We start from the raw sequence: 24,862 nt of genomic DNA, 5'->3' as shown, positions 1-24,862 counted from the left end.
GCATGGTTAACGAGTTGGATGCTCAACTGGCCCTAAGCAAAGGCTTGGTCATGATTCGCATGAATGAGTGAGCGGGGCTCGTCTCGCCCGCTCAAGGCCGGAGGCAGAGCATGAGAAAAGCCATTTTGATCGGGGCAATCTGTCTCGCGGCACTGGCAGGCCTGGTGTTTCTGGCGCCCATCGCGGTCAATTCTGCCGGGCTCAGGACGGCGCTCTCCGATCAGCTGTCACGGGTTTCCGGCGCCCGTATCGCGCTGAATGGCCCCATCCATTTTTCGATTTTGCCTGATTTCGGCGTGGTGGTCGAAGATTTCGGCTATTCCAGCGGCGACGGCGCTTTTGAAGTAACGTCCCAACGTTCCGTGGCTTCGGTGGGCCTTTGGGCGCTGTTCACCGGCCAGATTCAGATCACGGGCATCGAGCTCAGAAACCCACGCATCCAGATCGCTGAAAGTACGGCCGCCACCGAGGCCAGCCCCGCTACCACCCAATCGGACGATATATTCCGCCTTGTCGCGGGTTACCTCGAAAATGTCTCTATCGACCACATCACCATCTCCGATGGCGAGGTGGCCACCAGCCGCAACGGTGTGCTGAAGCCGATGGCCAGCGACATCGATATGCGCCTTTCCATCCCCGGCATTGCCGCGCCGGCTTCGCTCTCGGTGTCGGCCCTGGTCGGCACCGACCATATCGAATTCGGTGCCGAGATCGGCTCGCTGCGTGATCTGCTGTCGCGCCAACCGGCGCACTTCTCTCTCTCCGCCAAGACCGACCATCCGCCGCACCCGGCGCTGGCCGACATAAGTGCCTCGGGCAGCATCCAATTGGCCGAGGACGGCAGCTATCGCATCGCTGGCGGTGAAATCGCCAGCATCGGGCAGAAAATGCTGCTCGACGCCAACTATGTGCCGGGAGAGCGACCCTTCGTCGTCGCCCGGATCAAGGCCGGTAGCCTCGCCTATGCCGACTTCGCCCCGCCCCCCGCCGACGCCGCCGCAATAACCGCCACGGCGCCAGCCGCGCTCGATCTCTCGCCGCTCAAGGCGCTGAATGCCGATATCGAGCTTTATGCCGAAGCGGTCTCGGTGGGCGACGCCACTGCCCGCGATATCGTTCTGTCCGCCAAGCTGGACGATGGCCGTCTGATCGCAACCGTCGATTCCACCAGCATCGCGGGCGGCAGCCTCGTCGCCAGCATGGCGCTCGACGCCAACAATATGCCCACCGTTTCCAGCGGCTCGCTCAACCTTACATCCATCGATATCCAGCAACTCCTGGCGCTTGCCGGCCAGGATGCGCCGCTGACCGGCGCGCTGTCGTCCGAGTTGCAATATGCCTTCAAGGGTATGGACGCCGTCTCCATCCGCAACTCGCTCAATTTGCGCGGCAAGGCGTCCGTCGCCCAGGGCCGGGTTGACATTCCCCAGCTTGCAAGCATTGCCGGCCAGAACGCCGGCACCGTCGACGCCCTGGCGGCCAGCATTGCCATTGAAGACATGTTGAAGCCGATGTCCGTCACCGGCTCGGCAATCTGGAATGGCGAGAAGGTGGATTTTTCCACCGCCTTCACCGCGACTGATGTGCTTTGGGGCAAAACCGGCATCATCACGCTCGATCTCAAATCCGGGCCGCTCAATGCCGGTTTCTCCGGCACGGTCAGCCCGGCCGGCCAGCTTTCGGGCAAAGCCGATATATCCGCTCCGTCGCTGACGCGCGCTCTGGGCTGGGTTGGGCAGTCCATTGCGACACCACTTGGGCGCTTTGCCTTCTCGGGCGGTGTCTCGGTTGATGGCAGCCAGTTTGCAGTCGCCAACTCCACCATCCAGCTCGACGACATCGCGGCCAAGGGCTCGCTGTCTCTGGCCATGGCCGGCAAGCCCAGCATAATCGCCAACCTTTCGGTCGATACGCTGGATTTCGGCGCGTTGCTGGCTGGCGGTGGCAGCGCCCAGGCGGCGGCATCGAGCGGCCCCGCCCCGATCGACCTGACCGTATTGCGCCTGTTCAATGCCGACATTTCCCTTGAGGCCAACCAGCTGGGCTATGGCAAGGTCAGGATGGGACCAGCCACTGCCAAACTGAGTGTGGTCGACGGCGTTGCCAAGCTGAGTGTGCCGCAAGCCGGGTTCTACGAGGGCGTCATCTCCGCCGAGATCACCGCCAATGGTGCCGGCGCAACGCCGGCACTGGCCGTGGTCGCAGCTATGGACAATGTGCAATCCCTGCCTCTCTTGCGCGACGCCGCAGGCTTCGAACATCTCGAAGGCCGCCTCAGGGCCAGCATGCAAGTGTCAGGAACCGGAAGCGACAGCCAGGCTTTCGCCAAGTCGCTCAATGGCCCGATGAGCCTTGTCGTGTCCGATGGCGCCATCCGCGGCATCGACGTGGCCGGGCTCGTGCGCAATGTCCGTTCGCTTATCGGGGCAGGCTATGCGCAGGACGCCAATGCCCGCACGGAATTTTCCGAACTCTCGATCCCGGTCACCATCACCAATGGCGTGGCGCGCGCCGAGGATATTCGCGTGCTCGGCCCCTTCATTCGCATGAGCGGGTCGGGAAGTGTCGATCTTGCCGCCCAGACCATCGACATGCGGCTCGATCCGCGCGTCGTCGCCTCCCTCGATGGTCAGGGCGGGGATTTCGACGTCTCGGGGCTGGGCATGCCGATCATGATTACCGGCCCGCTATCGGGGCCGCGCATCTATCCCGACCTCTCCAGCCTGCTCGCCGACCCAAGCCGCGCCCTGCAGGCACTGACCCAATTGGGCGGTGGCGTGGGCGATCTCGCCGGCAATGCCTCTGGACTGATCGAGGGGCTGGGCACGACGCTCGGCACCGATACCGGTGCCTTGGGCAATACAGTCTTGAACGATGCCATTGGCCAAATGCTCGGCAATCAGGGACAGTCGACCAATCAAGGCGCGACGCCGGATGGGCAGAATGCGCTCAATTCGGTGATCGGCAATGCGCTCGGCCAGCAATTTCCGGGCCTTGCACCGCCCACGGCAGCGCCTCAACAGCAGCCGACGACAACGGACGTCAGCGCGCCTGCAGCGGCGACGGCGAATGTCCCCCTGCCCCGCCCCGATCCCCGGGGCCCATCACCGTTGCCGTCCTTCCCCAGTCAGCCGCAACCAACGCCCGCCGCCCCGCCGGCAACACCGACGCAGCAGGTTATTGACCTCATCGCCCCGCAACAGACCCAGCCGCCGGATGGGACTGCGACAACCGGCGATGATCCATTGCAGGGCCTCTTTAACCAGCTCGGTTTCTGACCCCATACAGCAGTGAAAGAGTGTCAATCGTTCAATAATCGACACCAATCCGTTGCGATTGGCATTCTTTGCAACGCCGCTCGGGGCTCATACATTCCCTCTCGAACACGGCGCATCGGCGCCGCATGAGGAGACATGCAAATGACACTCGAACTTGGCGGCATCCACCACCTGACGGCCGTGACCGCCGACGCGCCTAAGAACCTGCAATTCTACACCCAGACCCTGGGTATGCGCCTGATCAAGAAGACCGTGAACCAGGATGACACCTCGGCCTACCACCTCTTCTATGGCGACGGTGTTGCCTCGCCAGGCGCGGACCTGACCTTTTTTGATTTCAACACCCTGCGCGAGCAGCGCGGCAACCACACCGTGGGCCGCACCGGATTGCGCGTCGACAGCGAAGAGACGCTGAAATGGTGGAAGGAGCATCTGGAAGCCAACCAGGTCTCGACCTCCGGCATCAAGGAACGGTTTGGCCACACCTCGCTCGACTTCGAGGATTTCGAAGGCCAGCGCTTCCGGCTGGTGGTCGATGGCAAGAACACGGTGATCCCTTGGGCCAAGTCGCCGGTTCCATCAGACAAGCAGATCATCGGTCTTGGTCCGATCACCCTCTCGGTGCCCAAGCTCGAACCCACCGATGCCATGCTGACCCGCGTCATGAATATGCGGCAGGTCCGACACTATCCGGCACGCGAGCGCAGCGGCGAAGTCTTTGTCTATGAAATGGGCCCGGGCGGTCCGGCGGCCGAACTGCATGTGTCGGTCGACCCTAGCCTGCCCCGCGCCCGGCCGGGTGCCGGTGGTGTGCATCACGTCGCCTTCCGCACCCCGGATCAGGACAGCCTGCGCGAATGGATCGAGCGCGTGAACAGTTTTGGCATTCGTTCCTCGGGCGAAGTGGAACGCTTCTATTTCACCTCGCTCTATTTCCGCGAGCCGAACGGCATCCTGTTCGAAATCGCCACCGACGTTCCCGGCTTTGCGGCGGACGAACCGATGGAAAGCCTGGGCGAAACGCTGAGCCTGCCGCCCTTTCTCGAAGGTCAGCGCGCCCAGATCGAAGCGGGGTTGAAGCCACTGGTGTAACACTGGCGCCGGATGGGGCACCCCCCATCCGGCGCATTTCTCACGCTCGGCCCCCATTCCTCTCCCCCTCGGGGAGAGGTAGCTCGGCAAAGCCGAGTCGGTGACGGGGATGCTTCAAACTCGCTCAGCGCGAAGTCGTGTTGTCCGGCTTCAACAAGGCCGCCATGTCGACCAGCCGGATGAACTCTGCTCGATAGCCGCCGTCATCCACGCCACGCCCGGCCTGGGCGAGAGCCTTGATCTCCGCCCAACTCATGGCCGAGCCATAGGCGCTCGACTTGATCTTCTGGCCAAAGGCGGCCACCGCCGCGGCAAATTGGGCATTGACGCCCGCATCGGCAATATCCCCATAGACCAGATCGGCCGTGACAGGCACTTCGATCAACTGGCTCACCGCGCTATCGGGCATCTTGTAGCGCATCTTGAGGAAGGCGATCTCATCGCTGCCCTGAGGGCTCTCAGTGCTCCCATAGCGCAAGGGATCGACCTGCCCAGCGCCAACCGGGGTGATTTCGTAAAGCGCCGTGACCGTTGTCCCAGCCCCGACATCGCCGGCATCGACGGCATCATTGTTGAAATCCTCGCGGTTGAGGTGGCGGGTTTCATACCCGATCAGCCGGTATTCCGAGACCACCGCCGGATTGAACTCGACCTGCACCTTCACATCCTTGGCGATGGTGTGGAGCGTGCCGCCGATCTCCTCGACCAGCACTTTCTTGGCCTCGGCAAAGCTTGAGATATAGCTGGCATTGCCATTGCCGTTCTGTGCCAGGGCCTGCATGGTCGCGTCATCGAGATTGCCGCGTCCAAAGCCCAACACCGAGAGGCTTATGCCGCTGCCGCGCTTGTCGGCGATGAAGTCCTTGAGCGCGTCGGGGTCATCGATGCCGACATTGAAATCGCCATCGGTGGCCAGGATCACGCGGTTGGTGCCGCCGTCGATCTTGGCCTGCTCGGCCAACCGATAGGCCAGCTCGATCCCCTGTGCGCCCGCCGTGCTGCCGCCGGCCGCGAGCTGATCGAGGGCAGCCATGATCTTGGCTTTCTCCGCCGCCGAGGTCGGCTCCAGCGCCACACCGGCCGAACCGGCATAGGTGACGATCGAAACCGTATCATTGTCCGAAAGCTGGTCCAGCAGCAGGCCAAAGGCCCGTTTCAGCAGCGGCAGCTTGTCGGGGGAGTCCATGGAGCCGGACGTGTCGATGAGGAACACCAGATTGCTCTTGGTGTCGGCCAGCACCGGCTCAAACCCCTTGATACCGATCTCCAGCAATTGCGTCTTGGCGTTCCAAGGCGTCGGGAACACCGCGATTGTCGGGCGGAACGGCACCTCGGCGCTTTCGGCGGCGGGATAATCATAAGGGAAATAGTTGATCAGCTCTTCGATCCGCACGGCATCGCGCTCGGGCACATAGCCATCCTCGAGCATGCGCCGCACATAGGCATAGCTGGCCGTATCAACATCAAGCGAGAAGGTCGAGACCGGCTCTTCGGCAGCCACCTTCAGCCGCTGCTCCTCAAAGGCCTCGAAGCTGTCACCGCTGGGCATGCCGGCCTGGCTTGGAGGCATGGCATTATAGCTGTCGGTCAACTGAGCACCTGCCGGCGCCATGGACTGCTGCATCAGCGTCGGATTGGCCGCCATGCGCTGCGTCAACATCGGGCTCGGCGCGGGCGGTGGCGCCATCTCGGCCATTGGCACAGGCGCGACGCTGGGCGCGACAGGCGCCACTTCTGTCAAAGCATCGGTCTGCACTGCAACTTCCTCGGCCGGCTGCGGCACAACCACAGAGCGGTCCGCATCGGGCGTGGCGTCAGGCTTTACCGGTTGGCTCTCTTTGGGCGCCTCCAGGGGAACCACATCGCCACCAGTGGGCGTCAGCGCAGTCGAATTGTAAAGTTGCAGCCCCAAGGGCAGCATCAACAGTGCAATGGCAGCAGTACCGATCGGCAAACGCATATCCATGATCGAAATCCTTCTCAGGGAAGTGAAGATGGACATGAGACGGCCACCCGCCGGATTTCCTTTGGGCATCGGCGCGGTTTTTTTCGCCTGTTCTGCTTCAAAGGCAGCGCGGGCAGCCAGAACGGCTTTGCTGCGGGCAGCGCTGCTCGGCGCAGGGGCCGCGCCTTTGAGGGTGTCGAAGGGATCGTGGGGATGGCTCATAGCAGAACCCTCAGTGTCTTGCGGGCCTCATGCACATGGAAGGATACGGTCGCCTCCTTGATGCCCATGATATCGGCAGCTTCAGCGTGGGTGAGTTCCTCGGCATAGACGAGCAGCACCGCATCGCGCTGTTTCTCCGGCAGGCGGCGCACCGCCTCCCAGAGTTGGCTATTGGTGGCTGCCTGCTCTTGGTCGGCAGCTTGCTCGACAGGAGAAATCTCAGCATAGGCATCGACATTCCTGCCGCGCCTCTTGCCTGCCCTTTGCCAGTCGCGCACGGCGTTGAGCGTGATGCGATAGACCCAGGACGAGAAGGCACTGCGCCCATCGAACCCGGCAATGGCCTGGCCAAGTTTGACGCAGACCTCCTGGGCGATGTCTTCGGCATCATGACGATTGCCGCACCAGCGCCAGGCGGTGCGAAAGATCGCGTCATACTGCCCCTCGACCAGCTCGGCAAAGGCATCTGGATCGCCATTGCGGGCACGTGCCACCAGCGCTTGGACAAGCGTGGCAAAATCAGTGGGGGGTGCGGCGGTCAGTCCCATTATCTCAGCATGCACTCGCTGCCTCTCCGCGCTATTCTAGAGCGTAAGACGCCGCAGCCGGAGAAATCCTTTGGGGCGTTGCAGAGATTCTTTCGATTTGCGAAGGCGCCAGCATGAGCGACGACAAACCGGGGCCCTTCGGCCTCAACCGCACCCGCATTTTCCTGCTCGGCATGGGCGCCTTGGTGCTTGTGATCACCATCTCGATGATGATGGGTGGCCTCGGCTCCTACAACGCGCTCAAGGAAGCAGCCAATGCCGCCAAGGAACCAACGGCAGAGCAGTTGAGCGGGAACTGAACTGGCGCTTTTGCCTTCTCCCGCTGCCGGGAGAAGATGGATCGTGCAAAGCAATGTCCTCAGCGGGACTGTTCTAAGCCACCAGGGCCTGGGGCACCGCCTCGGCAATGAAACCGCCGCCCAGCACTTCGCTGGTCGTGCCGTCGTCGGCGTAGAACACACAGGCCTGGCCCGGCGAAATGCCGTATTCCCCTGAGACCAGAGTGACATAAACCGCGCCGTCGCGCATCTGGATCACCGCTGGCTGCGGGCCGCGCGTCGAGCGCACCTTGACCTCGACCGGCGCGCCATTGCCGGCGCTGGCTTCCGCCAGCGGCAGACCGCCCAGCCAGTTTACATCGCGCAACCGCACCGTATGGGTCTTCAGCGCCTCGCGCGGGCCGACGATGACGCGGCCGCTGCGATGGTCGAGCTTGACCACGTAAAGCGGCTCTCCGGCGGCAACGCCGAGCCCCTTGCGCTGGCCGATAGTGTAATTGACGATGCCATTGTGCTCGCCGAGGACGCGCCCATCCAGATGCACGATATCGCCCTTGGCCATGGCTTCTGGATGTATCTTGGCGATGATATCGGCATATTTGCCCTGCGGCACGAAGCAGATGTCCTGGCTATCATGCTTTTCGGCAATCTCGAGCCCGAATTCCCGCGCCAATTCACGCACCGCCGCCTTGCTCATGCCACCCAAAGGAAAGCGCAGGAAATCCAGCTGCGCCTGGGTTGTGGCAAAGAGGAAATAGGACTGGTCGCGATCGCTGTCGACGGGCCGGAAGAGGTGGCGTCGTCCGTCCTCGCCGAGCCGGGTCTGCACATAATGGCCGGTAGCCAACACGTCGGCCCCCAGATCCTGCGCCACCTGCATCAGATCGACAAACTTGACCGACTGGTTGCAGGCAATGCAGGGCACCGGTGTTTCACCCTGCTGATAGGCATTGGCGAAGGGCTCGATGACGGCGTTTTTGAAGCGCTCTTCATAGTCGAGCACGTAATGGGGAATCCCCAGCTTGGCGGCCACGCGGCGGGCGTCATGGATATCTTGCCCGGCGCAGCATGCGCCCTTGCGGTGAATGGCTTCGCCATGATCGTAAAGCTGTAGCGTCACGCCGACGACGTCATAGCCCTCTCGAGCCAGCAAACCGGCAACAACCGACGAATCCACGCCTCCGGACATGGCGACGACGACGCGCGTGTCCTCCGGGCGCTTGGCAATATCAAGCGAGTTCAGCATCTTTCCTTCGTTCCGGTTGGGTTCAAGGGCCAGCGGAAACTGTGGGCGGCCTTTTACGCCGGACGGCGCCCTCTGTCCATTCACGCCCGGCAGCTTTTGCCGGTCTATGGGCCTTTCCAACCTAGAGGCCCAAGCGTCGCTGCTATTCAGGCTCCATCTAACATATTGTTTTCGTTGATTTTCCCTGCAAAACACCGACTGGCAAGGCAATTGCATTGTCTCTTCCGGATATGACTTTGCGCGGGGATCGCACATGGCATCGGCAACAAATCTTCTGGGGGCAGCAATCGGTGCCATTGCCGACAAAGCCTTGGGCAAGACAACTGCCAAGGTCGAGCTCAATGGCAGCTCCTTCCGCTCGATACTGGAACGCTCGAGCCCGCCGCAGGACAACGCCGCCCACCGCACCGAGCGCAGTAGCCAGTCACAGCTCGAGGTGACCATCGATCGGTCGACACCGCGCCGTGACCTGCACAGCGCCAAATCGGACGACGCTGCCCCTGTTACCAATGACACCGAAAAGGACGCGGAAACCGCCGAGGCGCCCAAGGAGATGTTGGCGCTGGTCAATGCACTGTCGGCTATCAAGACCAGCCTCGACGCCGGCCAGTCCATCGATCCAGCACTCCTCGACCAGGTAGAGACGGCGCTGCAGGATCTGGCCGCCATGCTCGGCATCGACCTCTCAGCGCAGCTGCAGCAGCAAGACCTGAGCGCAGCAGACGGACCGATGGCTGGCCTGGTGCAGATGATGAACCAGCTCGCCCAGCCCGATGCCACGCCCGAGATCGCCCAGCGCCTGGCGGGCCTGCAAGATAAACTTGGGGCACTGCTCACCCAACTGCTGGGCGAGGATGTCCCACCCGATCTTCTGGCCAAGGCCGGTTTCGACGCCACCAAGGCTATCGATCCAGACCTCGAAGCCGCCCTTCAGCGCCTAACCGCCACGACAGTCCCCGATGAGCCAAAACTGGCGACCCCGGAGCTGAAGCTGCCGGAAGTTGCACTCACTGGCAAGCCAGCTATAGACAAATCCTCGGAGGCGCCCGTTCAGGCCGAGACGACGACCGAGCCCAAGCCAAAACTTGAAGCAAGTGCATCAGCAGCCGCTGCTTCGGATACGACAGACGGTGACAAACTCAATGAAGATCGTCCTTCTCACGCAGCACGACGCGACACGCATGCGACGCCGCCTCCGGCCATCGACGCATCTGGCAATGTGGCTCCGTCCCAGCCGGGCCAGCAGGAACCCATCCGCCTTGATGCCGCCGCCAACCCGCGCATCATCCAGACCGGCTACCAGACCAGCCAGCAGCAGCTCAACCTGCCGCAGATCGCCTTCGAAATGGCCCGCCAGGTCGGCGATGGCAATACGCGCTTCCAGATCCGCCTCGACCCACCCGAACTTGGGCGCATCGACGTGCGGCTGGAAATCGACAAGGGTGGCCAGGTGCTTGCGCGGCTGACCGTCGAGAAATCCGAGACTCTCGACCTGATGCAGCGTGATCAGCGCGCCTTGCAACAGGCACTGCAGCAGGCGGGTCTCGACAGCAGCAAGACCAATCTTGAATTTTCGCTGAAGCAGAACCCATTTGCCGGTGGACAGCCAGGCGATGGGCGCCAGGATGGCCGGCAGCACGCGGATGCTGATGGTGCGGTCCGCAGCGATGAGCCCGAAGACACTCTGCCCGCCGTCAATCTCTACCGTGGGGCCCTCCAGGCCAGCGGTCTCAACATCATAGCCTGAGGAGGCGTTCATGGCCGTCAGTGGCGTTTCCGGCAGCAATGGTGCCTCGACCCTAGCAGGGTCGCGCTCGACCATTGCGCAGAACTTCGACACCTTTCTCAGCATTCTCACCACCCAACTGAAGAACCAGAACCCTCTGGATCCGTTGGATACCAACCAGTTTACCCAGCAACTGGTGCAGTTCACCGGCGTGGAGCAGCAGCTCAAGACCAACCAGTTCCTCGAGGCGCTGCTGCTCAACACGCAGAACGCCTCGCGCTCCGATACCGTATCCTATATCGGCAAGCAGGTTTCGGCCTCCGGCAAGACCTCCGAACTCAAGAGCGGCAGCGCCGGCTGGAACTACAATGCCTCGGCCCAGGTCGCCAATGCCTCGGTCACCATCAAAAATGCGGCAGGCAATGTGGTTTACACCCAGCAGGGCTCGCTCAATGCCGGACCCGGCTCTTTCGTCTGGGATGGCGTCGGCAGTGACGGCACGCAATATCCCGAAGGCCTTTACAGTCTGGAGATCGTCGGCACCAATCTCTCGGGCAACCCGGTCAAGGTATCCACTGCCTCCGTCGGAGTGGTCACGGCTGTCGACTTCTCCGGCAGCGAGCCGGTGCTTACCGTGGGCCGCTACAAGGTCGCGCTCAAGGATGTCACCGATGTCAGCCTGGTGCCCACCACCACTCCGCCTCCCACCGACGACAAGGACGATTAAGGTGTCTTTCGCCGCCGCGCCCCGCACCGCAGCCACGCTATCGAATTGCTCCCAGCCGGACCCCAACCAAGTCCGGCTGGCTTTGTTTCAATTGCTTGAAACAGAATAGCTTTCTTAACCTGTTGTAAGTTTCCCCTTAGGGGTATTTTAAGGCCGCTGCCCTACTCTTGCCTACATATGGTCAGGTTGAGTAGAGAGTAAAATGACCGTACAGATGCGTCCACGCGTAAAGTACGTTATTGGGCCGGATGGCAGTCCGCTGACGATCGCCGACCTGCCTCCCGCCAATACCCGCCGTTGGGTCATTCGGCGTAAAGCCGAAGTTGTTGCTGCAGTGCGCGGCGGCCTGCTCAGCCTTGAAGAAGCCTGCGAACGCTACACTTTGAGCGTTGACGAGTTTCTGAATTGGCAGGCAGCGATCGACAAGCATGGTCTGGCTGGTTTGCGAACCACCTGGATTCAGCACTACCGCGAAGGCTGATCGGACTTACGATCACCAAGCGCCACGGCGGCGCAAGACACGAACTAAAGCCCGTCGGGTCCGCCCGGCGGGCTCGAACGCGTCGAATTGCCTTTCATTAGGGCGTCCCCGGTCGCACCCACCTCGCGCCTGCGGAATGCTGCGCATCCCCCGACAATAATTCCAGGCTGCCAGCATAATCAGCTTTGCCGCCAGGCAGAAGCGGCATCAGCGAGAAGGCAAAATCGCCGATTCAGACGCCAGCCGGCGTCTACAGCGATGTGCGCGTCAAAATCTCCATTCGAACCGCCCGGTTTCCCAAAATCCGTTACCGTCAACGGACAAAGTCTTTCTCCATCAGCCTTGGGATTAAGTGCCAGGCGGTCCGCAACCTGGGGTGCTTTACGGGTAGGAACAATTCTCGCGCTCATGGGCGATACCCAGTTCCACTGGCGCCTGAATGGCATTGCGGACGTCGATTGCGGTCACCTGGCCCCTTACAGGCCGTATTTCATTCACCAAATCTCCACCTTAACCCGGCATTTTCTGCCCAATTTCGCAAGCTGCAACAGCTGGTTAATAACTTATTTACCATCCGGTAGGTAATTTTTGCCCAGCGGTCGACGGGGGCTCCGATGGTCGCGCTGGAAGGCATCGAGTGGCGGCGTGGAAAGTCTAACCAACCTTATTAACCGGATCGGACTGCCGCGAATGGCCGCAATGGCCATGGTGGCAGTGCTGATGCTCGGCTTTTTCGCCTTCCTGATTCTGCGGGCCCAGACCCCCAATCTCGCCCCGCTCTATTCCGGCCTCAGCCTCGAAGATTCGTCCTCGATCATCAGCGAGCTGCAGACCTCCAACGTTGCCTATGAACTGCGCGGCGAAGGCGACACCATCCTTGTGCCACGCGACCAGATCACCACCCTGCGCATGCAGCTGGCCGGCAAGGGGCTGCCGACCCGTGGCCAGGTCGGCTATGAAATCTTCGACCAGCAGTCGACACTGGGCGCCACCAGCTTCGTGCAGAACATCAACAATGTCCGCGCGCTCGAAGGCGAATTGGCCCGCACCATTTCCTCGCTGAACCGCATCAAGAGCGCGCGTGTGCATCTGGTGCTGCCCGAGCGCGAATTGTTTCGCCGCGAACGCAAGGACCCGTCAGCATCCATCGTTCTGGGCGTGCGTGGCGAATTGAGCGCCGGCGAAATTCGCGCCATCCAGCATCTGGTTGCCTCCGCCATCGAGGGCCTGTCCCCCGGCCGCGTGTCCATCGTCGACGATCAGGGCAATCTGCTGGCTTCTGGGACAGAACAGGACGAGGCCGGTTTGATCTCCGGCCAGGCCGCCGAGCGGACACTGGGCTTCGAGAACCGTCTGCGCACCCGCGTCGAGGACATGCTGGCCAATGTGGTGGGCATGGGTCGGGCGCGCGTCGAGGTAACTGCCGAGCTCGATTTCAATCGGTCCACCACCACGCAGGAAACCTTCGATCCCGAAGGCCAGGTGGTTCGCTCGACCCAGACCCGCGAGCAGCAGAACGTGGCCGGTGCCAATAACGGCCAGGTCACCGTTGCCAACGAACTGCCCGGTGCCAGCCCAGCGGCCGCAAATGGTGGCGCGACCGAACAGGGCAGCTCCACCGAAGAAATCGTCAATTTCGAGATTTCCAAGACCACCCAGACCGCCGTCACCGAAGCCGGCTCCATCAAGCGACTGTCCGTTGCCGTGGTGGTCGATGGCGCCTATGCCGACGACGGCCAGGGCAATCTTGTCTATACCCCGCGCAGCGCCGACGAGATCACCCAGATCCAGACCCTGGTGCGCTCCGCCGTCGGCTATTCCGTGGAGCGCGGCGACAGCGTCGAAGTGGTCAATATGCAGTTTGCAGAGCGCCCGAGCCTGGGCAGCGATGGCACCAATGCCGATGCAGGCCTGTTCGACTTCACCCGTGATGACATCATGAACGGCGCCGAAATGGCCGTGACCCTGCTGATCGCGCTGGCTCTGGTCTTCTTCGTCATGCGTCCGCTGCTCAAGAAAGTCATCACCCCCGAGCAGCCGCCGCTGGCCTTGCCGCAGGCCGCTGATCTCGCTCATAACGGCGTTCTGACCGCCGACGGCCAGGTGGTCGGCAAGGATCTCGCGGCCATCGAAGAGCCGCAGGAGCCGGGCGACAAGACCCCTGATTGGGTCGCCAATGCCAAGTCGATGGGCGAAACCCAATTGCAGACGCTCAAAACCGTTGGTTCGCTCGTGGAAGAGAACCCGCAGCAGGCCGCCCTCATTGTCCGTGACTGGCTGGGGAGCGCTGCGTAACCGCCATGGCCATGATTTCCCAATCCAACAATGGCGGTGGCAAGCTACAGGTCGGCGGAAGCGCCGAGGAGCGTGTGCTGCGTGGCGACGAGAAGGCCGCCGTGCTACTGCTCGCCCTTGGCCCGGATTATGGCCGGCCCATCTTCCAGGAGCTGGACGAGATCGAAATCCGCCAGCTTTCCCGCGCCATGTCGCGCCTGGGTCCCATCACCCAGAAAATGCTCGACGACCTGATGGTCGAGTTCGTGACCACCATTTCATCCAACGGCTCGCTGGCCGGAAATACCGACTCCACCGAACGGCTGCTGCTGAGCTTCCTGCCGCAGGATCGCGTCAACGCCATCATGGAAGAAATCCGCGGCCCCGCCGGCCGTAACATGTGGGAAAAGCTCGCCAATGTGCAGGCCGACGTGCTGGCGGCCTATCTCAAGAACGAATACCCGCAAACCATCGCCGTGGTGCTCTCCAAGATCGATACGGCTCACGCCTCCCAGGTGCTCGCTGCCTTGCCCGAGGAGCTGGCAATGGACGTGGTGCAGCGCATGCTGGGCCTCGACCCGGTACAGAAGGAAATTCTCGAAAAGATCGAGATGACCTTGCGCACCGAGTTCATGTCGACGCTCAACCACGCCAAGCGGCGCGACAGCCACGAACAGATGGCCGAGATCTTCAACTCCTTCGATCGCCAGACCGAAGCGCGCTTCATCACCAACCTCGAGGAGATGAACCGAGAGGATGCCGAGCGCATCAAGGCGCTGATGTTCACCTTCGAAGATCTGGGCCGACTCGATGCCTCCGCCATCCAGACCCTGCTGTCGCGCCTCGACAAGCGCGACCTGGCTCTTGGCCTCAAGGGCGCCAGCGACGGGGTCAAGGAATTCTTCTTCAACAACATGTCGGGCCGCGCCGCCAAGATGCTGCAGGACGAAATGGGCGATATGGGCCCGGTCCGTCTCAAAGACGTCGACGAGGCCCAAACGCGCATGGTCGCAACTGCCAAGGACCTGGCCGCCAAGGGTGAGATCATCATCCTCAAGACCAAGTCCGACGACCAGATGGTGGCCTAGCCATGGTCAGCCTCGCCCGCTTCACCTTCGATCTCGACCTTGAACCCCGTGCCACCCGCGTGCTGCGCGCAGAGCCGTCCCATCAGGCCTCCGAGCCGGCGCCGCCCCCATTGCCAGCTGGCATTCCCGAAGATGTCGTGGCTCAACTGGTGCAGGCCGCGCGCGAAGAAGCCTATGCCGAAGGCCTGGCAGCAGGCAGCCAGCAGGCCGACGCCCTGGCTGCCCAGACCATCGCCGCAGCGGCCGGCACCATCGCGACCAAGACCGCGCAGATGAGCGCAGCGCTCGACCACGCCATTGCCGCCAACAAGCTCGAGGCCATCGAACTGGCAGCCAGTGTCGGTCGCAAGCTGGCCCTGCATCTGGTCGCCCGCCACCCCCTGACCGAATTGCAGGCGCTGATCGCCGAGTGCCTCGAAAGCCTTGATGGCGTGCCGCACCTGGTGATCCGCTGCCATCCTGATCTGGCCGACATGGTGCGCGAAGCCGCCACCGCGCAGATGACCACCTCCGGTTTTGCCGGGCGCCTGGTGGTCATGGGCGACCCCGAAATCCGCCTGGGCGATGGGCGCCTGGAATGGGTCGATGGCGGCCTCGTGCGCGACATTGCCGCCACCTCTGCCCAGATCGATCGACACATAGCCGCCTATCTCGCCGCACACGGCCAGACCGACAAAGCCATGGAGCATGGTGCATGAGCGAACCCGAACCCGATATCAGCGCAGACGCCTTTAGCCTCGATGAGATGGCTGCACCCGAGGCGCGCGAAAAAGAAATGGACCTCCATATCGAGCGGACCGCTGCCGACCTCGAAGCCGTGTTCGATGTTCCGGTGCGCGTCTCGGTCGTGCTGGGCCGTACCAAAATGCCGGTCTCCAACCTGCTCCGGCTCGATACCGGCACGGTGATCGAACTCGACCGTCAGGTCGGCGAAGCCGTCGAAATCTTCATCAATGATCGCCTGGTGGCCAGGGGTGAAATCGTGCTGGTCGAAGACCGGCTCGGCGTCACCATGACCGAAATCATCAAGCCTCAATAAGGGAACGGCCAAATGCGTCTCCTCATCATCGGAGCTCTCGAAGGCCAGTTGAGCACGGCCACCAAGATGGCCATGGATGGCGGGGCCAAGGTGGCGCATGCGCCCTCCATCGACATCGCCATGGCTTCGCTGCGCGCCGGTCGCGGCGCCGACCTGTTGCTGGTCGACGTGATGATGGATATTGCCGGGCTGATCGCGGCGCTCGAAGCCGAGCGCATCGCCCTGCCGGTCGTTGCCTGCGGGGTCGAGACCAACGCTGCCGCTGCCGTCAACGCCATTCGCGCCGGGGCCAAGGAATATATCCCCCTGCCCCCCGATGCGGCGCTTATCGCTGCCGTCATCGCCGCCGTGGCGCGCGAAACCTCGGACTTCCTCTATCGCGATCCGGCCATGGATCGCATCGTGCGCATGGCCGATCAGGTCGCCGGCTCCGATGCCTCGATCCTGATCACCGGCGAGAGCGGCACCGGCAAGGAAGTCATTGCCAAATATGTGCACGGCCGTTCGCGTCGCGCTGGCAAGCCCTTCATCTCGGTCAACTGTGCCGCCATTCCCGAGGCCCTGCTCGAGTCCGAATTGTTCGGGCACGAAAAAGGCGCCTTCACCGGGGCCGTTGCCCGCCGCATCGGCAAGTTCGAGGAAGCCTCGGGTGGTACGCTGCTGCTCGACGAAATCTCGGAAATGGACGTGCGCCTGCAGGCCAAGCTCCTGCGCGCCATTCAGGAACGGGTCATCGACCGCGTCGGCGGTACCAAGCCGGTGCCGGTCGATATCCGCATCCTTGCCACCTCCAACCGCAATCTCAACGAAGCAGTCCGCGAAGGCAGCTTCCGCGAGGACCTGATGTTCCGCCTCAACGTCGTCAACCTCAAGCTGCCGCCGCTGCGCGACCGCCCGGGCGACATTCTGGCCCTGTCCGAACATTTCGTCGCCAAATATGCCAAGGCCAACGGCCTGCCGCCACGCCAGCTTTCCGTGGAGGCGCGCGAGGCGCTGGTCAAGGCGCCCTGGCCGGGCAATGTGCGCGAGCTGGAAAATACCCTGCATCGCGCCGTTCTGCTCTCCTCCGGCGAAGTCGTCGGACCCGACGCCATCGTGCTGCCGGATGGCATGGGCCTCGCCGAAGCTGCCCGCGCCAGCTCGCCCGCCCAGATGGCCGCCCAGACCGCCGAGGCCATGAGCCGCGCCCTGGTTGGCCGCACCGTCGCCGATGTGGAACGCGGCTTGATCCTCGATACGCTCGACCACACATTCGGCAACCGCACCCACGCAGCCAATATTCTGGGTATCTCGATCCGCACTCTGCGCAACAAGCTCAACCAATATGCCGACGAGGGCGTCTTCGTGCCCGAACCGGGCGAGAAGCGCGGGGCCGCGTGATGGAACAGCAGCACGCTTCTACCTCTCCCTTTGGGCGAGAGGCTCGGTGGAATAATCGATGACCGATATCCCAGCCACACCCGGGTCGCGCTTTGGCCTTCCGTCGATCCAGCAGGTCCTGACCACCCTGCGGTCGGGCGATATCGCGCTGGCCGCCGGCGTGATGGGGCTCATCGTCATCCTCATCGTGCCCATGCCGCCGCTTTTGGTGGACATGCTACTGGCCATTTCCATCGTCTTCTCGGTCATGATCCTCATGACCTCGCTCTTCATTCAGAAGCCGCTTGAGTTCTCGTCCTTCCCCACGGTGCTGCTGATCGCCACCATGCTGCGGCTGGGCCTTTCCATCGCCACGACACGCCTCATTCTTTCCGACGGTCACACCGGCACCGCCGCCGCCGGCCACGTGGTCGAGGCCTTCGGCAATTTCGTGACCCGCGGCAATTTCATCATCGGTACGGTGATTTTCATCATCCTCGTGATCGTGAACTTCATCGTCATCACCAAGGGTTCCGGCCGTATCGCCGAAGTGGCCGCCCGCTTCAGCCTCGACGCCATGCCGGGCAAGCAGATGGCCATTGACGCCGACCTTTCGGCAGGCCTGATCGACGAAGACACTGCCAAGAAGCGCCGCGCCGAACTCGAGGGCGAAAGCGCCTTCTTCGGTAATATGGACGGTGCCTCCAAATTCGTGCGCGGCGACGCCATTGCCGGCCTGATCATCACCTTCATCAACATCGCTGCCGGCATGCTGATCGGGGTGATGCAGGAGGGGCTGTCCTTCCAGGAAGCGGGCAATATCTACACCCTGCTGACCATCGGCGACGGCCTCACCAGTCAGATCCCGGCACTGATCGTGTCGACCGCTGCTGGTATCCTGGTGTCAAAATCTGGTGTGACAGGCGCGGCCGACAAGGCGCTTTCCAATCAGTTCTCCGGCTATCCGCGCGCCCTGGGCATGTCGTCAGCAGTCATGGCGCTGCTGGCCCTGCTGCCCGGCATGCCGATCGTGCCCTTCCTCGCCCTTGCCAGCGGCGTCGGTTATGCCGCCCTGCGCGCCACCCGATCCAAGGCCGCCCGCGAGGTCGAGGAAAAGGCCAAGGCTGCCTTGAAGGCCGCTGCACCCGGCCCCGGAGGCCAGCCGGCTGGTCTGCCCGGAGGGCCGCCACCCGAGGCGCCGATCTCGGATACGCTCAAGATCGATGATCTCAAGCTCGAACTGGGCTATGGCCTCCTCAGCTTGGTCAAGGAAGACGAGACTGGCACCGATCGGCTGACCGAACAGATCAAGGCGCTGCGCCGCCAGCTGGCGCTGGAACTCGGCTTCGTTATGCCGCCGGTGCGCATTCTCGACAACATGCAGCTCGAGCCCAACGACTACAAGATCCGCATCAAGGAAGTGGAAGCCGGCGCCGGCCAGATCTTTGCCAATCAGCTCATGGTCATGGACCCCTATGGCAACCAGATCGATCTGCCGGGCACCCACACTACCGAGCCAACCTTCGGCCTGCCCGCGACCTGGATCGAGCCGGCCCTGCGCGACGAGGCCGAACTGCGCGGTCTCTCCATCATCGATCCTTCGACGGTGATCTCGACGCATCTGACCGAAGTGCTCAAGGCCAATGTCTCCGAGCTGTTGAGCTACGCCAATGTGCAATCGCTGCTTTCCGGCCTCCCCAAGGATCAACAGAAGCTGGTCGAGGACCTGATCCCCAGCCAGATTTCCGTCTCCGGCATCCAGCGTGTGCTCCAGGCGCTGCTTGGTGAACGCATCTCGATCCGCGATCTCTCGACCATTCTCGAGGCCATCGCCGAAATCGCCGCACCCGGTCGTTCGCTCCAGGCCGTGACTGAACATGTTCGCGCGCGCCTGGCGCGCCAGCTCTGCGCCGCGCATCTGGGTCCGGACGGCAACCTGCCGCTGCTGACGCTGTCGCCGCAATGGGAACGCGATTTTGCCGAGGCCATGGTAGGCGAAGGCGACAACCAGCACCTGGCCATGGCCCCCAGCCGTCTGCAGCAATTCATCGGCGCCATTCAGGGCGCCTATGAGCGCGCTGCCCAGCAGGGCGAGCTGCCGGTGCTCATCACCTCGCCCTCCATTCGCCCACATGTCCGCGCCATCATCGAGCGCTTCCGCCCCCACACGGTGGTAATGAGCCAGAACGAGGTGCATCCACGCGTGCGCCTCAAGACCGTAGGCAGCGTCTAAAGTCCGCCAAGCAACACCTGCCCTGAGGGAACCACCGATGAGCCATGACAAGATCGCCCTGGTGACGGGCGCCACCTCGGGCATCGGCCGGGCGACGGCGCTCGGCCTTGCAGATGCGGGTTATCGGGTCGCCATTCTCGGCCGCCGGCAGAAGGAGCTCGAAGCGGTAGCGGCCCAGCACGAGCGGATCGTGTTCCAGGCTCCGTGCGACGTCACCGACGCCAACGCGGTGAAGAACTATTTCGAAGCCATGCTCGCAGCCCTGGGCCGGATCGATGTCCTTTTCAACAATGCCGGTCGCTCCGCCCCGGGTGCTAATTTCGGCGATGTTGATGTCGAGGACTGGAACGCGGTGGTCAATGTCAACCTCAACGGCGCCTTCTACGTTGCCCATGCCGCCTTCCGCGCCATGCGCGACCAGGCCCCGCAAGGCGGACGCATCATCAACAATGGGTCGATCTCGGCACATGTGCCCAGGCCCCATTCTGCAGCCTATGCAGCCACCAAGCACGCCATTACCGGCCTGACCCGCGCTATCTCGCTCGATGGCCGCCCCTATTCGATCGCTTGCGGCCAACTCGATATCGGCAATGTCGCCACAGACATGACCGCCGCCATGACTCAGGGTGTGTTGCAGGCCGATGGCCGCCTCGCCCCTGAGCCCACTTTCGCGCTGCGGCATGCGGTCAAGGCGGTGGTCACCATGGCCGATCTGCCGCTCGATACCAACATCCAGTTCATGACCATCATGGCCACCGACATGCCCTATATCGGTCGTGGCTAACGGGTGAACTGTCTCACCTGCGACAAAAAGATGATAGTTACTATCATAATTATCTAGTCCCTCACTGCAGACGATGCTAAGCGAGATAAAGGCCGGCCTCGGGCTGGCTGATCTCCACGTTTGGGATGAGAGAGAAGATGACACCTCTTGCGCATAATCGCCGCAGCGTAATGCTCGCCAGCCTGGCTTTCGTGCTGCTGGGCTCCAGCGCCATGGCTGCTGATGGCTGGCCGCGCAGCTTCACCAATGCCGACGGCACCACCACCGAGATCGCCGCCCAACCGCAGCGCATTCTCTCCACCTCGGTGACCATTACCGGAACGCTCCTTGCCATCGATGCTCCCGTCGTCGCCAGTGGTTCGGCCGGCAATGGCAAGTTCTTCGCCCAGTGGGCGCCGGTTGCCGAAGAGCGCAGCGTCACCAATGCCTGGCCGGCCGGCAGCGTCGATATCGAGGCGGTCTATGCCGCCCAGCCTGACCTCATCGTGGTCTCGGTGACCGGCGCCGACTCCGCGCTTGACCAGCTGGCAGAATTTCAGGCCATCGCCCCCACCATCGTACTGAACTATGGCAGCCAGACCTGGCAGGAACTGGCCGGTCATCTGGGCGATGCGACAGGACTGGAAGAAGCCGCTGCAGTCAAGGTGGCGGGATTTGACGCCTATGTGGCCGATGCTGCTGCCAAGATCACGGTTCCTGAAGGCACCGCCGATATCATCAGCTTCAACGGCGCCGGTCAGGATAATCCAATCGCCCGCGCTGGCGGGGTGCATGCCGCCCTCCTGCAGTCGCTCGGCTTTACGGTTGAAGATCCCAATCCCGAATGGCACAGCCAGCCCAACCAGCGCGCCGACTTCGTGTGGGCGCCCTATGAAAAGCTCGTGGACCTGACCTCGGCCACCACCTTCATCCTGTCGCGCGACAATGAAGGCGCCAAGGCCTTCCTCGAAGATCCGGTGCTGGCCAATCTTCCCTCGGTCAAGGCCGGTCAGGTCTATGGCCTGGGTGCCAATTCCTTCCGCATCGACTTCTACAGTGCCACCGAAATCGTCGACGGCATTGTCGAGAATTTTTCAAAGTAAGCCGAAAGACGGGCCGTCGGCAGCATGCCGACGGCTCATTCCCCCATGCCTGAACCGCGTTCCGCCGTGCTCCCGCACGCCCCAAAAGCCTTGCTCCTCCGGCGTCTCACCGGACTGGCCGTGCTCGCCTTGATCTTGATAGTGCTGGTGCCGCTCAGCCTCGTGGTCGGGTCGCAATCCATCGCGCCCGAAACCGTCTGGAGCGCCATAACGGCCTTCGACGCGACCGACAGCGCTCATCTCCTGGTCACCCATCTGCGCATTCCCCGAACGCTTCTGGCCATCATTATCGGATCGGGGCTGGGGGTGGCCGGCGCGGTGATGCAGGCCATGACCCGCAACCCCCTTGCCGATCCGGGAATTTTCGGTGTCAATGCCGGGGCGGCCGCGGCCGTCGCGGGAGCCATTGCCCTGTTCGGCGCCATCAATGTCACCGCCTATATGGCTTTCGGGCTCGTGGGTGCCTCTCTAGCCGGCGTGGCCATCTATGTGCTGGGCGATCTGGGGCGCAATGCCAGCCCGGTGCGGGTGTTGCTGGCCGGCGCCGCCATTTCGGTCGTGCTGCTGTCGCTGACCCAGATCATTCTCATCAACAGCGAGGAACAGGTTTTCGACCAGTTCCGTCACTGGACCGTGGGCTCGCTGCAGGGCCGTGGCGCGGCCGTGCTCGGGCCGGTATCGCTGCTGACCGCGATTGGGCTTGCTCTGGCGTTGGCCCTTGCCCGCCCGCTCGATGCCGCCGCGCTCGGCCAGGACCTGTCCCGCTCCATGGGTGTCGATCCCAAGCGCATCTGGAGCCTCGCCGCCCTTGTCGTCATCATCCTTTCAGGCGCGGCTACTGCCGCCGCCGGGCCAATCGCCTTTATCGGCCTCACAGCGCCCCACCTGGCGCGCTTCATCACCGGCCCCAGCCATCGTTGGCTGTTGCCCTATGTGATGCTGGTTTCAGCAGTGCTCATGCTGAGCGCCGACATTGTGGGGCGTATCATTGCGCCCCCCGGCGAAATCGGCGTTGGCATCATGGTGGCCCTGCTGGGTGGACCATTCTTCGTCGTCATGGTGCGCCGCAAGCGGATTGCCCAGCTATGAGATTGTCCCGCCGCACCACCCTCGACGGTCGCACAGCCATCGCGATAGCGGCCGGGCCGCTGTCCCTATCCATAGAAACTCGCCCGACCCTGATAACACTCGCGCTGCTGTTGCTGGCCGCGGCGCTGGCCGTTGTTGCCATGACCATCGGCCGCATTCCGCTGGCGACAGGCGATGTGCTCGCCATCATCTTTGGCCAGGGCCCTGGTGGCAGTGTCGAGCAGGTGGTGCTCAATGTGCGCCTGCCGCGCATGCTGACCGGGCTTTTCGTTGGCGCAGCCCTTGGCGCGTCGGGCGCGGTATTCCAGTCCATTTCACGCAATGCGCTGGGGTCGCCCGACATCATCGGCTTCACCACCGGCAGTGCCACCGGCGCTCTGGCGCAGATCGTGGTTTTCGGTGGCAGCGGGCTGCTGGTGGCGGCATCGGCCATGGGTGGTGGTGTGATCACGGCGCTTGTCGTCTATACCCTTTCTGTCAAGGGCGGCAGCACCAGCAGCTATCGCCTGGTGCTAATCGGCATTGGCGTCGGCGCGGTGCTGACCGCACTCAACGGCCTGATGCTGGTAAAGGGCAATCTCGATGACGCCATCGCCGCCAATCAGTGGATGGCGGGCTCGCTCAATGCGCGCACCTGGATTCACGCCTGGCCGGTCACGATCGGCACGCTGACCATTCTACCGATACTGGCGTTGCTCGCGCGGCCCTTGGCGCTGATGGAGATGGGCGACGACGTGGCGCGGCAACTGGGCGTCAATGTCGAGTTGGTGCGCGTTTCAGCGATGATCCTGGCCGTATTGCTCGCCAGTCTCGCCACCGGTTCGGCCGGCCCCGTGGCATTTGTGGCGCTCGCTGCCCCGCAACTGGTGCGCCGCCTTATCGGCCACGGACAGCTTGCCATCATCGGCTCGGCGGCAATGGGCGCACTGCTGCTGGTCCTGGCCGACCTCGTCTCTCAACTCGCGCCCCTTGGCATCGTCGTGCCCATCGGGCGCATGACCGGCCTGGTGGGCGGGCTCTATCTCGTCTGGCTGCTGACCCGTACCAAAAGTCTTTAGAGAGCGCGATGTCCCGCAAGCTTCATATCGGCCTCTCCCTGTCTCCCACCTGGCTGCGCGGCTCCGCCTGGCGCGACACGGATAGCGGCGTCGAGCACCTGCTGTCGCCACGCTTTGCCATCGAACTGGCCCAGCACGCTGAGCGGGCCAAACTGGACTTCCTGTTCAAGCCGGACTCGTTGTTCATCGAACCGAAGGGGCTTGAGCACGCCCCGGGAATGACCAGCCTCGATCCCATCGTGCAACTGGCCGGACTTGCCCAGTCCACCAGTCATATCGGGCTCGTCGCAACCGCCTCCACCACCTTCGTTCCGCCCTTTATCGTCGCGCGCCAGTTGCAGTCCCTGCATTGGCTGAGCGATGGACGGGCCGGCTGGAATATCGTCACCGCGCTGGATGGCGAGCGCAATTTCGGCATCCCCGCCATGCCCAGCGCCGAGTGGCGCTATGAACGCGCGGCCGAATTTGTCGAAGTCGTGCAAAAGCTCTGGCGGAGCTATCCAGCCGACGCGATCAAAAGGGAGCGTGAGGCAGGCCAATTTGCCGACAGCCAGACTGTCAGCGCAATCAACCACCACGGCAAACACTTTACCGTCGAGGGACCCCTCACCCTTCCGATGCATTCCGCAGGTCCACCGCCACTGTTCCAGGCCGGCGCTTCACCGACAGGCCGCGACTTTGCTGCCTCCCTCGCCACCGGCATTTTCGCCTCGACGCCCGACAAGGCCGCCGCCATTGCCCTGCGACAGGACTTGCGCGAACGTGCCCAGCGTTTCGGCCGCCTGCCATCGCATATCAAGCTCATGCCCGGCCTTGGCCTGCTGCTGTCCAAAAACCGAAGTGAGGCCCAGGATCGGTTCCGCGAGCGCCAATGCGGCCTCGATCTGGAACCGCGCTATCGCTTCATCGAAAACAGCCTCGGCGTCGATATCAGAGCTCTGCCGCTGAATGCCCCAATCCCCGAGCGCCTCGTGACCGGCATCAACCCCAATGCCCGAAGCCGCACCCATGCCGCGCTATTGCTGAGGCTGATTCAGATGGAAAACCCAACCATTGCACAACTGCTGGCGCGTCCAGAGGCCAGCGGCTCCAGCCACTGGCAGGTGGTCGGCACTCCGCTCGATGCTGCCGACGCCATTTGCGACTGGTTTGCCGCCGGCGCACTGGATGGCATCATCGCCCTGCCTGCCTCCCTACCCTCACTGCGGCTGTTTCTCGACGAGACAGTTCCCGTGCTGGTCGAGCGCGACATCTTCCGCAAGGACTATACCGGCACCACGCTCGCCCAGCATCTGGGCCTCAGATGAGACAGT

Annotated in this window: 20 protein-coding genes; 17 read left to right on the top strand and 3 right to left on the bottom strand. The window is 62.9% G+C overall.

What is annotated here, in order from left to right; genetic code table 11:
* Positions 1 to 110 precede the first annotated feature (110 nt).
* The gene (locus BGO80_RS06240; protein WP_286720058.1) at positions 111 to 3,278 is read left to right on the top strand and encodes an AsmA family protein; all 3,168 of its coding nucleotides are present in this window, start codon (positions 111 to 113) and stop codon (positions 3,276 to 3,278) included.
* Between the two features lie 141 nt (positions 3,279 to 3,419).
* The gene (locus tag BGO80_RS06235; protein WP_286720056.1) at positions 3,420 to 4,370 is read left to right on the top strand and encodes a ring-cleaving dioxygenase; all 951 of its coding nucleotides are present in this window, start codon (positions 3,420 to 3,422) and stop codon (positions 4,368 to 4,370) included.
* A 124-nt stretch (positions 4,371 to 4,494) separates the two neighbouring features.
* Here BGO80_RS06235 and BGO80_RS06230 read toward each other — a convergent pair whose 3' ends face one another.
* Both BGO80_RS06230 and BGO80_RS06225 read right to left on the bottom strand, forming a co-directional pair.
* Positions 4,495 to 6,336, bottom strand: coding sequence for a vWA domain-containing protein (locus BGO80_RS06230; protein ID WP_286720052.1), 1,842 nt, complete (start codon positions 6,334 to 6,336; stop codon positions 4,495 to 4,497).
* 197 nt (positions 6,337 to 6,533) lie between these two features.
* The gene (locus BGO80_RS06225; RefSeq protein ID WP_223214134.1) at positions 6,534 to 7,100 is read right to left on the bottom strand and encodes an RNA polymerase sigma factor; all 567 of its coding nucleotides are present in this window, start codon (positions 7,098 to 7,100) and stop codon (positions 6,534 to 6,536) included.
* A gap of 98 nt (positions 7,101 to 7,198) precedes the next feature.
* On the opposite strand from BGO80_RS06225, the gene BGO80_RS06220 reads away from it, so the two are divergent.
* Entirely contained in the window at positions 7,199 to 7,384 is a 186-nt protein-coding gene (locus BGO80_RS06220; RefSeq protein ID WP_126149896.1) for a hypothetical protein, read from the top strand.
* Positions 7,385 to 7,457: 73 nt separating this feature from the next.
* On the opposite strand, the gene mnmA is transcribed toward BGO80_RS06220, so the two are convergent.
* Positions 7,458 to 8,609: a tRNA 2-thiouridine(34) synthase MnmA gene (mnmA, locus tag BGO80_RS06215; RefSeq protein ID WP_286720048.1), complete on the bottom strand. Its 1,152-nt coding sequence runs from the start codon at positions 8,607 to 8,609 to the stop codon at positions 7,458 to 7,460.
* A gap of 253 nt (positions 8,610 to 8,862) precedes the next feature.
* On the opposite strand from mnmA, the gene BGO80_RS06210 reads away from it, so the two are divergent.
* From BGO80_RS06210 to BGO80_RS06145, 14 genes are all read left to right on the top strand, one after another.
* Positions 8,863 to 10,356, top strand: coding sequence for a flagellar hook-length control protein FliK (locus BGO80_RS06210; RefSeq protein WP_286720045.1), 1,494 nt, complete (start codon positions 8,863 to 8,865; stop codon positions 10,354 to 10,356).
* Positions 10,357 to 10,366: 10 nt separating this feature from the next.
* Complete coding sequence (locus tag BGO80_RS06205; RefSeq protein WP_286720042.1) at positions 10,367 to 11,062, top strand: flagellar hook assembly protein FlgD; 696 nt, start codon at positions 10,367 to 10,369, stop codon at positions 11,060 to 11,062.
* Positions 11,063 to 11,264: 202 nt separating this feature from the next.
* Entirely contained in the window at positions 11,265 to 11,543 is a 279-nt protein-coding gene (gene sciP / locus BGO80_RS06200; RefSeq protein ID WP_035085775.1) for a CtrA inhibitor SciP, read from the top strand.
* Positions 11,544 to 12,233: 690 nt separating this feature from the next.
* Positions 12,234 to 13,838: a flagellar basal-body MS-ring/collar protein FliF gene (fliF, locus tag BGO80_RS06195; RefSeq protein WP_286720029.1), complete on the top strand. Its 1,605-nt coding sequence runs from the start codon at positions 12,234 to 12,236 to the stop codon at positions 13,836 to 13,838.
* Between the two features lie 11 nt (positions 13,839 to 13,849).
* The gene (gene fliG, locus BGO80_RS06190) at positions 13,850 to 14,905 is read left to right on the top strand and encodes a flagellar motor switch protein FliG (RefSeq protein ID WP_386849559.1); all 1,056 of its coding nucleotides are present in this window, start codon (positions 13,850 to 13,852) and stop codon (positions 14,903 to 14,905) included.
* A 2-nt stretch (positions 14,906 to 14,907) separates the two neighbouring features.
* On the top strand, positions 14,908 to 15,603 hold the full coding sequence (locus BGO80_RS06185; protein WP_286720019.1) for a FliH/SctL family protein: 696 nt from the start codon (positions 14,908 to 14,910) through the stop codon (positions 15,601 to 15,603).
* A complete protein-coding gene (gene fliN, locus BGO80_RS06180) occupies positions 15,600 to 15,944 on the top strand; it encodes a flagellar motor switch protein FliN (protein ID WP_126149903.1) in 345 nt (114 codons plus the stop codon). Before BGO80_RS06185 ends, fliN begins: the two co-directional genes overlap by 4 nt.
* 12 nt (positions 15,945 to 15,956) lie before the next feature.
* Positions 15,957 to 17,324: a sigma-54-dependent transcriptional regulator FlbD gene (flbD, locus tag BGO80_RS06175; protein WP_286720016.1), complete on the top strand. Its 1,368-nt coding sequence runs from the start codon at positions 15,957 to 15,959 to the stop codon at positions 17,322 to 17,324.
* Positions 17,325 to 17,382: 58 nt separating this feature from the next.
* Positions 17,383 to 19,536, top strand: a complete 2,154-nt coding sequence (gene flhA / locus BGO80_RS06170) for a flagellar biosynthesis protein FlhA (RefSeq protein ID WP_286720014.1) — start codon at positions 17,383 to 17,385, stop codon at positions 19,534 to 19,536.
* A 37-nt stretch (positions 19,537 to 19,573) separates the two neighbouring features.
* Positions 19,574 to 20,320, top strand: coding sequence for an SDR family oxidoreductase (locus tag BGO80_RS06165; RefSeq protein WP_126149906.1), 747 nt, complete (start codon positions 19,574 to 19,576; stop codon positions 20,318 to 20,320).
* A gap of 137 nt (positions 20,321 to 20,457) precedes the next feature.
* Entirely contained in the window at positions 20,458 to 21,402 is a 945-nt protein-coding gene (gene fepB / locus BGO80_RS06160) for a Fe2+-enterobactin ABC transporter substrate-binding protein (protein WP_286720010.1), read from the top strand.
* 120 nt (positions 21,403 to 21,522) lie between these two features.
* Entirely contained in the window at positions 21,523 to 22,491 is a 969-nt protein-coding gene (locus tag BGO80_RS06155; protein WP_286720007.1) for a FecCD family ABC transporter permease, read from the top strand.
* Positions 22,488 to 23,549, top strand: coding sequence for a FecCD family ABC transporter permease (locus BGO80_RS06150; RefSeq protein ID WP_286720004.1), 1,062 nt, complete (start codon positions 22,488 to 22,490; stop codon positions 23,547 to 23,549). Before BGO80_RS06155 ends, BGO80_RS06150 begins: the two co-directional genes overlap by 4 nt.
* Before the next feature lie 8 nt (positions 23,550 to 23,557).
* Complete coding sequence (locus BGO80_RS06145) at positions 23,558 to 24,856, top strand: NtaA/DmoA family FMN-dependent monooxygenase (protein ID WP_286720001.1); 1,299 nt, start codon at positions 23,558 to 23,560, stop codon at positions 24,854 to 24,856.
* Positions 24,857 to 24,862 lie beyond the last annotated feature (6 nt).

It is taken from the genome of Devosia sp. 63-57, assembly GCF_001899045.1.
Lineage (GTDB): Bacteria > Pseudomonadota > Alphaproteobacteria > Rhizobiales > Devosiaceae > Devosia > Devosia equisanguinis.
This window is presented reverse-complemented; position numbering and strand designations above follow the sequence as displayed.